Source organism: Arthrobacter sp. HMWF013, from assembly GCF_003061105.1.
Classification (GTDB): Bacteria; Actinomycetota; Actinomycetes; order Actinomycetales; family Micrococcaceae; genus Arthrobacter.
On the sequence record NZ_QAIQ01000156.1, the window covers coordinates 1 to 10,678 of the forward strand.

Here is a 10,678-nt window from a genome sequence, read left to right on the forward strand (position 1 = left end):
CGCACAAGATCTACCGCGACGCCGCGCCCCCGCCCCCGCCGTCGTTAACCTTCGGCCGCCTTGCGGGTGGTGAACGGCAGGACGAGGCGGGACGGGTGCGCGGCGTCGCGGTAGATCTTGTGCGTGACCGGACGGCCCACCGGCAGGTGGAACGCATCCGGCGGGAGCAGCGCGTTGTGCTCGTCCGCCAGCGGTTCGTCGTTGGACAGTTCCACCGTGAGCTTGTGGCCGGGCATGAACGTGTTCGCGAACGGGAAGAGCCGTAGCACGTACTCCTCAATCTGCCCCGGTTCCACCGGCACGGCACGGGTGTGCGGGTGGCGGGGGTTGCCCTCGGTGGTCCGTTCGTCGTCGAGCTCGCGGTGTGAGGCCTTGAGGTAGCCGCTGGTGATGAGCTGGCGCTTGCCGTTGGGGGCGTAATCCCACAGGCGCAGGATGAAGTTGGTGTCCGGCTGGTCGATTTCGGCGAAGATGTGCGCCGCACCGGTGCCGATCATCTCCGTGGCCTCCTCGAAGACCGGGGTGGACCAGCTGATGATCTCCACCTTGTCCGTGACCGTCAGCGGCGCCTGGTAGAAACCGTCCGGGGCCGCGTACTCCGTTCCCATCAGTTCCGGCTCAGTGGACAGCAGGCGGCGCGGACGCAGGTAGAGGTTCGTGTACTCGATCTCCTTCGGCGGCCACTGATCAGCGGTCACCACCTCACGGGAACCCTCCACGAAGACACTCACGGCCGGTTCGTCCATCACGCCGTTATCGATGCCCTTGATCCAGTAGTCGTACCACCGGAACATCTTGTCGTGCTCCTCGATGAAGGGACGGGACTGCATCGGCGGGTACGGGCCGATATCCAGCTTTTTAGGGCCCTTGAGCTCGTTGAACAGGTCGATGGTGCCGTCCAGGGTCCAGCCGCGGCCCTGGTCCAGCTGCAGCCACACCGGGATGTCGATGTTCGGGGCGAGGGTGATGGGGTTGCATTCCTCGTACCAGTCGCCGTCGAGCTCGTTCATGACGATGTCGAACCAGGCTTCGTGGTTCTTCGGGTAGTGCAGGACGTGGACCAGGTTGGGCCACGCGGCCACGTCCGGGTCCTGCAGGCGCTTGGCCACGAGCTCATTGAGCTCGTCCGGGGCGTACTTTTCGATCATGCGGGACTTCACGCCGTCGGTGAACGCCCAGCCGGAATCCCCGCCGCGGCCTTCACGGGCAGCACGCGGCATAAACCACATGATGCCGCCGTGATAGGTGGTCTCGTAAAAGTCGTAATGGCCGCCGGAGACGAAGATCGCCTTCAGGCTCGGCGGCCGCTCGGCCGCGGCGAGAACCTGCATGGAGCCGAAGTAGGAGATGCCCACCATGCCCACGTTCCCGTCACACCACGGCTGCGCGGCCACCCACTCGATGAAGTCGTACGCGTCCTGGCCCAGGGAAACGCCGCCGGCGTTGTAGTTGCCGATGTGCTCCCCACCGGAATGTCCTGAGCCACGCAGGTCGCCGATGACGTGGACGTAGTCCTCCTTCACGATCCGGGCGATGTCGCCGGCCTCGATGCAGCCGTCCCACATGGGGCTCGGGCGCCGCTGCGGCGGGGTGGTCAGCGCGAGGGCCTGCAGCTCCTTGCCGTAGGGGCTCAGCGCCACCAGCGCGGGCCGCGGCTTTTCGTCCGTGCCGTGGTAGGCGTCCGCGGCGAGCTCCACGCCGTCGCGCATCGGCACCCGGAGGTCCTTGCGGATGGCGATCTTCTCCCCACCGGCATTCCAAAACTGAAACTCATCCATGAGTGCGTAGCTCCTCATCCTCTGGGGTGTGGTCGAACGTCGAGTGGTCAAACGTTGTGCGGTAGCCGTGGAGCGTGGTGAAAAACGGTGACGGCTCCAGGCCGGGGTCCCCTGTGTAGCCAAGGTCCTCTGCCGCAGGGGCGAACGGTGAGTACGGCGAGTCCGTTTCCTCCAACCCGGCGGCAAGGCAGCCGCAGGCCGCGTCGCTGAGCCGGGCCTCAACCGCCAGGCTCCCCTGGAGTGCTTCCCGGGCCTGTTCAGCATCGAGTTCGACGCCGTAGGGTGTGCCGTCTGCCCGGCGGTACGGGTGTCCGAGGTACAGGTGCCGGGGACGGACCTCCTCGCTCAGGTACTTCAGGCTGGAACGGTACCCGGCCGGGTCCACGAAGCCGGGGAAGCCGTTGGCCGCGCCGTGGACCTGCACGGCGTCACCCACGAACACGTCATCCTGACCGTCGATGACGTAAGCCACGGACCCCGGCGTGTGGCCCGGGATCGAATGGACAGAGACCGTGACATCACCGCCGAGGGAGATGGTTTCACCGCCACGCACCAGCATGGTTGGCTCCATCTCACCCGAGATGACGGCGTTGGTCGCCGCCGTCAGCTTCGCCTCACCCTCCGGGTCCTGCAGATACTGCCCCCGGCCGGCCAGGTATTCGTCCACATGGGCCCGGCGCGAGCGGAGCATCGGGGCATCGGCCTCATGGATGACCACCTGGGCGCGGCGTCCCGTCAGCTCCCACAGGGCGTGCGCGCCGCCGATGTGGTCGATGTGCCCGTGGGTCAGGAAGATCCAGCGGACATCCTCGATCCGGCGGCCGATTGCCTCCAGCGCCGGCGCCATGCCCTCAGCCGGCGAGGACGCGATCCCGGTGTCCACGATGGCCGGCTCCGGGGCGTCGATGAAGAAGCTGTAGAGCCCGAACCGGCCCCACGGCGAGACCAGCGGATGGACAGCAACCGTCATGTCGCTGCCCGCACGTTGTTAAGGAACCCTGCCGTCTCATGGAATGGCCGGTAGAAATCCGGGATCCAGGAGAAGTGCTGGACGAATCCGTGACCGGCACCGGCATAGCGGCTCACGGTGGCCGGCACACCGGCGTCCTTCAACCGCTGGCCGTAGAGTTCGCCCTCGTCGCGCAGGGGGTCGTGCTCACCGGTGATGACCAGCGCGGCCGGCAGGCCGGCGAGGTCCTTGCGCTTGATCGGCGAGACGAGCGGATCCGCCGGATCAGCCCCGCTCTCAAGGTAGAAGGAATTGAACGGCTTCAGTCCGGCCGTCTCCAGCCCGTACCCCTCGGCGTTCTCCCGCAGTGAGGTGTAACGGTCGACGTCGAAATCCAGGTCCAGCGACGGGTAGAACATCACCTGGTGGGTGATCTTCCCAAACCCGTCGTCGTGGGCCTTGGCGGCGACGGCTGCGACATAGGTTCCGCCCGAGCTGTCGCCGGCGAGGGCGAGGTTCTTGCCGTCCCACTGCAGTCTTCCGCCCTGCTCAGCGGCCCAGCGGACCACGCCGTAGCAGTCCTCCAGCCCGGCCGGAAAAGCATTCTCCGGCGCCAGCCGGTAGCCGACCGAGATGACCTTGTGGCCGGTTTCCTTGGCGAGGGCCCGGGCCACGTGGTCATGGGTGTCCAGGCTTCCCAGGAAGAATGCGCCGCCGTGGAAGTACACCAGCAGGCCGTAGGAATCTGCCTCCACCGGAGTGTAGATCCGGACCGGTACGTCGCCGGCGGGTGTGACTGCCGTGGCATCCTCAACGGAGTGCAGCGGCAGGCGGTCCTCCAGCGGCGGCACCTGGGCTGCCTCGCCGTCGCGCATTGCCACAGGGTTCAGCGGTCCGGGCGGAGGCGGCGGCAGGGTGCCGAGGATCCTGGCAATTTCGGGGTGCAGTGTCATGGCTCAGGCCTGTGCCGCAGCGGGCTGCTGGGACGTGGGCTTCTGGCCCGGGAAGACATCGTTGACTTCTTCCTCGCTCCAGCCCTGACGGGAAATGCGCTGCAGTTCGTCCGTCACCGGCTTGCGGGTTGCCTGGAACAGGGCCAGCGCCTCCTTGACCGAATCAGCGTCGGCCAGCGCGTCGGCCAGTGCTCCGGCGTCCTCGATGGCGGAGTTCGCGCCCTGGCCCTGGTGGTGCAGCATCGAGTGGGCGGCATCCCCCATGAGGACGACGTTATCGGTGTGCCAGGTGTCCACGGGATCGATGTCGTAGACCGCGCGGATGTTCACGGTGTCCATGTCCAGGCCGCGGGCGATGGCCACGATCCGCTCGTCGAAGCCTTCCACGGTCTGCAGGAGCTGTTCCTTGGTGATGGCGGGTGCCCAGGTGCCGTCCGGGTTGAGGGCGGTGATGTCGAAGGACATCTGGTTGCGGTGGCGCAGCGGCAGCAGGTAGACCTTGGTGCCCCGGCCCATGTACATGCGCAGGTTGTCATCCACCACCATGCCGTGGGCGTCATCGGCGGAGATCACTACGCGGTAGGCGTGCTCACCGGAGAACACCGGGCCCTTGTCGCTGAACAGCTGCTCGCGCACCGTGGACTTGATGCCGTCGGCACCCACCACCAGATCGGCGTCGGCGGTTACCCCGTTCGTGAAGGTCAGGACGGAACGGCCGTCCTTTTCTTCGATGCCCTGCAGCTTGTGGCCGAGCTGCACCATTCCCTCGGGGAGGACGCCCAGGAGCGCCTCGATGAAGTCGCGGCGGTGGATGAGGTAGGTCTGCTTCTCGTCGCCGGACTCGGGCCAGGTGTCCTTCATGATCGGATCACCGGTGGCCGTGAGGATCTCGAAGTAATCGCTCGGCGAGCTGACGTTGGCCACGGCGTCGAAAATGCCCCACTGGCGGAAGCGGGCCATCGTGGCGGGACGCAGGCCGATGCCGGCGCCCACCTCCCCCATCTGGGGAGCCTGTTCGTAGACCGTGACGTCCGCACCGAGCAGGCTCAGGGCCTTGGCCGCAGCGGCGCCGCCGTAGCCTGCGCCGATGATGGCGATCCTGAGGTTCTTGATGTCTTCAGCCTTCATTGGATGAGTCTCCTTCTTGAGCCAGGCCGCGCCTGGGAGGGGTAAGTTTGGTGGTTTTGTCCGGGGTCAGGCGTGCAGCGACAGGAAGTCGGCCGGGTTGTCCTCAAGCAGGAGCTTGAGGGTGGCATCGTCGATTCCGGCGGCGCGCATGTCCGGGATCATGTCCTCGAAGATGTAGTTGATGGTGTGGCCCTTTACGCCCGGCCAGCCCAGTGGGCTGCAGTTGGCGTCGGCCGAGACCAAGAGCTTGTCCGCATAGCCCTTGTTCACGAGGCTGACGAAGTGCTCCATGCGTTCGGCGCGCTTGCGGCCCCAGAACGGCGGATCCGGCAGTTCGAGGTCGTAGCCGAAGGTGTCGAACCCGATCCGGCCGCCCTGTTCGTAGATCCAGTCGTGCGGAGTCACGGGAGCGTTCAGGCCGTCGTCGGCATGTCCGAAGAGCACACGGTCCAGCGGGAGGCCCTCTTCGTTGAAGATGCTCACTGCCGGCTCGGGATCGATGGCGAGGTGGGTCAGGATCGGCGCTCCGGTGACGACGGCGGCCCGGGCCGCAGCCCGGTAGATCCGCTTGTCCAGCTCAGTCATCCGTCCGCCGCGGCTCACGCCGACCTTGATGACGCCGGCCTTGGCGCCGGTGTTGCCGATGCCGACGGTGATCTCGTGGATGAACACTTTGGTGAGGTAATCCACCGTGGCGCGGGAGAAGTGCGGCAGGGCAGTGTCGCCGCCGACGAAACCCGTGCAGGCCACGATGTGCACGCCCGTCTTCCGGGACAGGGACTTGTAATAGTCCACGTCCCGGCCGTTGCAGATGCCCGTGGCGTCCACAAAGGTGCCGCCGCCGTACTCACGGAATGTGCGGAGCTTTGGCACGGTCTCCTCGTAGGCCTGTTCCGGCGTTTTCCACCATTTGGTGTCCAGTTCGGACCCGGGCATGCCGTAGCCGATGTGTTCGTGGACCGCCACGATTTCCAGTTCTTCGGCCGGGATGGTTCCCAGCACGGTGTTGACCTTGGTCATTGATTCACCTCAGGGTGTCGAAAGCTTGTTGTGGGGGCGTGCTTAGCGGACGGTCAGCAGGTTGCGCGGGTTGTCCACGAGGATCCGGCGGGCGTCGTCGTCGCTCAGGCCCCGGGACTTAAGGAAGGGCATGAACGTGGCCAGGACGTGGCTGTAGGGCAGGTTGTACTCCTCCACACCCTTGGCCACACCGATCGAGTTGCCCGAAAGGATGATCCTGCCGGCATGGCCGGCCTCCACGAGCTCAAGCACCAGTTCGGCGCGGTCATGGTCGGTGAGGTAGTCGGCGTGCTCGTTCAGGCCCACATGGTCAATGCCCACGAAGGCTCCGCGCCCGGCCACTTTGATGGCAGCACCCTTGGCGTCCTTGCGGTCCAGATCGCCCACCAGGACGCGGTCGGCTCCGATCTGCTCGTTCAGGACAATGTCCAGATCGTGCAGCGCATCGGCGCCGAAGCGGATGGAAACTGCGACGCCGGTGCTTTTGGCGGCGCGGGCGGAACCGCTGAAGAGGCTCTCCTCGGTCGGGGTCATGCCGGCGCGGTCGGCGACGGTGGCAACGATGCCGGCGGCCGCACGGCGTTCCACCCTGGCAACCACCATGCCCTCAGTGACCTCCTTGCCGAAGAGGTCGGCGAACTTTTCGGCCGGCCAAGGGGTGGGCGGGTTGGTCTGCGGCGTCAGGAAGTAGCCGCCGAGTTCCTCTTCCGGGCCCAGTCCGGTGGAGGCGATGATGTGGACGCCGGTGGAGCGGGACAGTGCCTCGTAGAGCTTGAGGTCGCGGCCGTGGAACATGCCGGTGCTGTCGACGACCGTCTGGCCGCCGTGCTCACGGAAGTCGATGAGTTTCGCGGCGAGTGCCTCGTAGATCTCCGCGCGGTCCATGGAAATGTCCGGGGCGTACTGGGCGCCCGGAAGTACTGACAGCAGGGCCTCGTGGACGGCGACGACCCCGAGTTCAGAGGCGGGAATGGGGCCCAGGACCGTGTTGACGGTTTGCCCGGACGGGGCGGGGGACGCATCGCCGGTACCGACGGGGATGGTGTTACTCACTTGGCTTCTCCCTTGAAGATTTGGGAACTGAAAGGCGGGGGGCGCCGCGGAGAATGACCGAGCCATCGCTCCCTCGCGGTGTAGCCAGCATCACACAATTCTTTACATCGTGTCAAGCAAATAGTCGGAGCGTAAGCGTAAAGGCGGCAGAATGCTTAGGAAAGCAACGCTTCGCAAATAAGCTTGACACTATGTAAAGGATTGAGCCACACTGTGGGGAGCGCCACATCTACCCGGAAACAAAGGAGTTTCATATGAGTCAGATCCCCCCGGTCCAGAGCCGCGGCTCCGTTCGCGCCACCTTCATTGCCGCCTACAGCGCGGTCACCCTGGCCCAGATCACCAATGCCCTGCCCGGCGCCCTCAGCGGCACCTTTGCCGTGGAATTCCACACCTCCGGTGCCGGCCTGACCTGGATTGCAGGCATGTTCCTGATGGGCATCGTGGTGTTTGAGCTCAGCTGGGGCCTCCTGGGCGACATGTTCGGGCGCAAGAAGCTGCTCTACGCCGGTGCCGCGGTCAGCGTGGTCGGCTCAGTACTCGCAGCACTGGCGCAGACCACCGAAATGATGATCTTCGCCCAGGCTGTCGGCGGCATCGGCGCCGGCATCCTCTTCCCGATCTCGCTGTCCATGATCGCGGCGATTACCCCGGACCACCGTGCACGGGCGAAGGTGATCGCCACCTGGGCGGGATTCCTGTCCCTTGGCGCGGTGATCTCCCCGGTGCTCGCCGGCTTCACGGCGCAGTTCTTCACAGTGCCGGGCGCCGCTCCGGGCGCGCCCAACGAGTTCAGCGGCTGGCGGGCGGCCTACCTCGTTGCCGCCGGCATCGCCGTACTCGTCCTTATCGTCGCGCTCCGGGCGAAGGATTCCGCCGCCGCCGAGGGCCGCAAGCTGGACCTGCCCGGACAGATCACCCTCGCACTCGGCCTGATCGCCGTCCTCTACGCCACAGTCACAGCAGTGGATGCAGGCTTCGGCAGCGCCCAGGTGATTGCAAGCTACGTCGTCGGTGTTGTCCTCCTGGTCGCATTCGTCGTCATCGAATCACGCACGGCTGAGCCACTGATCCACCTGTCGCTGTTCAGGAACAGCTCCTACTCGATCACCGGCATGGTGGCGGTCACGGGCATGTTTGCCTTCCTGGCGATCTGCTTCAGCACGAGCGTCGCCGTCAGCGGACTGGCCCTGGCCGAGACCTGGAAAATCGGTGTGCTCTTCGTCTTCATCCAGGGGCCCGCATTCGCGTTCATCCCGGTGGTGGGATGGCTCATCCACCACGTGGCCGCGCGCTGGGTGCTCACCGCGGGCTTCGCCCTCATGGCCGTCTCCGGTTTCTGGCTCTCCACCTTCGCCCTCGGCACTCCCGAGGCCTTCGGCGGCACCCCGTGGACCGCTTTCATCCCGCCGCTGCTGGTGCTGGGCATCGGATTCGCCCTTACCGTCGGCTCCGTCACCGCTGTTGCCATCAACACCGTCCCGCCGCAGCAGATCGGCATGGCGTCGGCCACCACCAACCTCCTGCGCGATCTCGGCTTCGCCCTGGGACCGGTGGTCGGCTCAGCTATCGCCTTCGGCATCGGAGCCACGGCCTTCGCGGCTCCCCTTGCCGGGATCCTCAGCGGGGCAGGACTGCCCGCAGAGGCCGTCGGCGGACTGGCGAACGTGCCGCCGCTGGGCTTCCTCTCCGGCTGGGACGGCGTAATCGCCCAGTTCACCGGCCAGGCAACGGCAGGCGGCGCACCCGCGCAGGCCGTGGACGGCATGGTCCAGGCCCTCAACGGCGCGCAGCCGCAGATCCAGGGCGTTGCCGGGACCTCGCTGGGCCAGGGTTTCCAGGCCGTGTACCTCACCGCAGGAATCGCGGCAGTCCTCTCCGCCGCTCTGACCCTCTTCATCTCCGCACGGACCTCGGCGCCCGCGCCCGATGCCATCGCGGAAACCACCGAAGCCAACGCCGGGGCGACCGTCTAGGACTGACGCCCGCCGGCACGGCCAACCACCCACCAACCCGCAAGGAGAACACCATGACTGCACCCATCGAGTCGGACATCGACATTTGGGATGACGCCATCCTCGTCGATCCCTACCCCACCTACGCCGCGCTCCGCGAGCAGGCCGCCGTCGTCCACCTGCCCAAGAACGATCTGTACGTCCTGACGCGCTACGACGCCATCCGCGACGCCCTCGGCGATCCGGAGACCTTCTCGTCCACCAGCATCGGTTTCAACCCCATGGTGAACGAGGCCCTGCAGGGCACCTCGCTCGCCTCCGATCCGCCCGTGCACACGCAGCTGCGCGCCACGCTGTCGCAGAACCTGACCCCCCGCGCCCTCCGCGGCCTGAAGGTGGTCATCGACGAAAAGGCTGACAAGCTGGTGGCCGAACTTGCGGCCAGCGGCAGCTTCGAAGCCATCGATTCCCTGGCCCGGGCCTTCCCGATCGAAATCGTCGCCAACCTCATCGGTTTCCAGGGTCATGTCAAGGACAACATGCTGCGCTGGGGCCAGGCCGCCATGCAGGTCATCGGCCCGCTGAACCAGCGCACCCAGGAGAGCTTCCCCATCGCCGGGGAGCTCTACGGCTGGTGCTCGTCGGTCACCGCCGAAGACCTGGCGCCCGGTTCAATCGGCCGCGGCATTTTCGACGCCGAAACCAGAGGAGATATCCCTGAAGGCACTGCGGGTCACATCATCCACCAGTACCTCGGGGCCGGCGTCGATACGACCATCGCCTCGATCGGGAACATCGTGGCGCTGTTCGGCCGCCACCCGGAGCAGTTCAAGCTGGTCCGGGAAAACCCGGAACTCGTCCCCGCAGCGTTCGCCGAGGTGATGCGTTACTGGGTGCCGATCCATGTCTGGGGCCGCAAGGCAACCCGCGACGTGGAGATCGACGGCGTCACCATCCCCGCCGGCGCCCAGGTGGGCATCCTCTTCGGTGCCGGGAACCGGGACCCCCGGCACTACGAGAATGCCGACACGTTCGATGTGCTCCGCAACCCGGTGGACCACCTCTCCTTCGGCTATGGCCCGCACGGCTGTGCCGGCCAGGGTCTCGCGAGGCTGGAAGGGCATGCCATCGTCGAGGCACTGGCCCGCAGGGTGGAATCGCTAACCCTGGGCGACGAGGTCCGGGTCCCGAGCAACATGACGCGGAGCATCGAGAAGCTCGAGGTCACCAAGGTGGTGGCGGCATGAGGATCGAACTGGACCGGCCGCGCTGTGAGGGGCATGGCCTCTGCGAGGAAGCAGCACCTGCACTGATGCACCTGGATGACGACGGCGAACTGGTCATCGATGTGCCTGAGGTGGACGGCGCGGAGCTTGAGGCCGCCAGGGCGGCGGTCAGGATCTGCCCGGTCGCCGCGCTGCGATTGGCCGCAGCATGACCATGCGCCGGATCGTGGTGGTCGGCAACGGCATCGCCGGACTCACGGCGTGCGACTCGCTGCGGACTGCCGGCTTCGACGGCGAGCTCACGGTGGTGGGCGCCGAGCGCCATCAGCCCTACAGCCGGCCCGCCCTGTCCAAGGCACTGCTGCACACTTCGGAGGGGAGCAGCGACGACGCCCTCCAGGCCCACGAGCTCCCCGAGCCAACCCACGAAGCCACCGAGCTTCTCGGCGTCAGCGCGACGGGCCTGGACACCGAGGCCCGGCTGGTCCACCTGGACAGCGGCGGTGAGCTGCCATACGACGGCCTGGTCATCGCCTCCGGCTCCCGGGCGAAGCGCCTCGCTCCGCGATCACAAGAGGCAGCCGACGGCGGACCACAAGGCTCCCCCGCGCAGCTC

General features: G+C 66.6%; 10 protein-coding genes. 4 read left to right on the forward strand and 6 right to left on the reverse strand.

Translation table 11 applies throughout. The annotated features are described in order from the left end of the window. Positions 1–44: 44 nt before the first annotated feature. The 6 genes from DBR22_RS07170 to DBR22_RS07195 form a co-directional block, all read right to left on the reverse strand. Positions 45–1,778, reverse strand: a complete 1,734-nt coding sequence (locus DBR22_RS07170) for a CocE/NonD family hydrolase (protein WP_108598436.1) — start codon at positions 1,776–1,778, stop codon at positions 45–47. Continuing rightward, on the reverse strand, positions 1,771–2,748 hold the full coding sequence (locus DBR22_RS07175) for an MBL fold metallo-hydrolase (RefSeq protein WP_108598437.1): 978 nt from the start codon (positions 2,746–2,748) through the stop codon (positions 1,771–1,773). The genes DBR22_RS07170 and DBR22_RS07175 overlap by 8 nt, the downstream gene beginning before the upstream one ends. After that, positions 2,745–3,680, reverse strand: coding sequence for an alpha/beta hydrolase (locus DBR22_RS07180; RefSeq protein WP_108598438.1), 936 nt, complete (start codon positions 3,678–3,680; stop codon positions 2,745–2,747). Before DBR22_RS07180 ends, DBR22_RS07175 begins: the two co-directional genes overlap by 4 nt. Positions 3,681–3,683: 3 nt before the next feature. Then, a complete protein-coding gene (locus DBR22_RS07185) occupies positions 3,684–4,808 on the reverse strand; it encodes an FAD-dependent oxidoreductase (protein ID WP_108598439.1) in 1,125 nt (374 codons plus the stop codon). Between the two features lie 66 nt (positions 4,809–4,874). Beyond that, positions 4,875–5,828, reverse strand: coding sequence for a phosphotriesterase family protein (locus DBR22_RS07190; RefSeq protein WP_108598440.1), 954 nt, complete (start codon positions 5,826–5,828; stop codon positions 4,875–4,877). Positions 5,829–5,870: 42 nt separating this feature from the next. Beyond that, positions 5,871–6,881, reverse strand: coding sequence for a phosphotriesterase (locus DBR22_RS07195; RefSeq protein WP_258229079.1), 1,011 nt, complete (start codon positions 6,879–6,881; stop codon positions 5,871–5,873). A gap of 254 nt (positions 6,882–7,135) precedes the next feature. Between DBR22_RS07195 and DBR22_RS07200 the strand changes: the two genes are divergently transcribed. From DBR22_RS07200 to DBR22_RS07215, 4 genes are all read left to right on the forward strand, one after another. Beyond that, positions 7,136–8,857, forward strand: a complete 1,722-nt coding sequence (locus tag DBR22_RS07200; protein WP_108598442.1) for an MFS transporter — start codon at positions 7,136–7,138, stop codon at positions 8,855–8,857. Between the two features lie 53 nt (positions 8,858–8,910). Beyond that, complete coding sequence (locus tag DBR22_RS07205) at positions 8,911–10,083, forward strand: cytochrome P450 (RefSeq protein WP_108598443.1); 1,173 nt, start codon at positions 8,911–8,913, stop codon at positions 10,081–10,083. Then, positions 10,080–10,274 carry a ferredoxin gene (locus tag DBR22_RS07210; RefSeq protein ID WP_108598444.1) on the forward strand — a complete coding sequence of 65 codons (195 nt, stop codon included), beginning with the start codon at positions 10,080–10,082 and terminating at the stop codon, positions 10,272–10,274. Before DBR22_RS07205 ends, DBR22_RS07210 begins: the two co-directional genes overlap by 4 nt. Then, positions 10,271–10,678 (forward strand): FAD-dependent oxidoreductase (locus DBR22_RS07215; protein WP_146187419.1); only part of this gene is annotated, 408 nt, incomplete at its 3' end. The genes DBR22_RS07210 and DBR22_RS07215, both read left to right, overlap by 4 nt.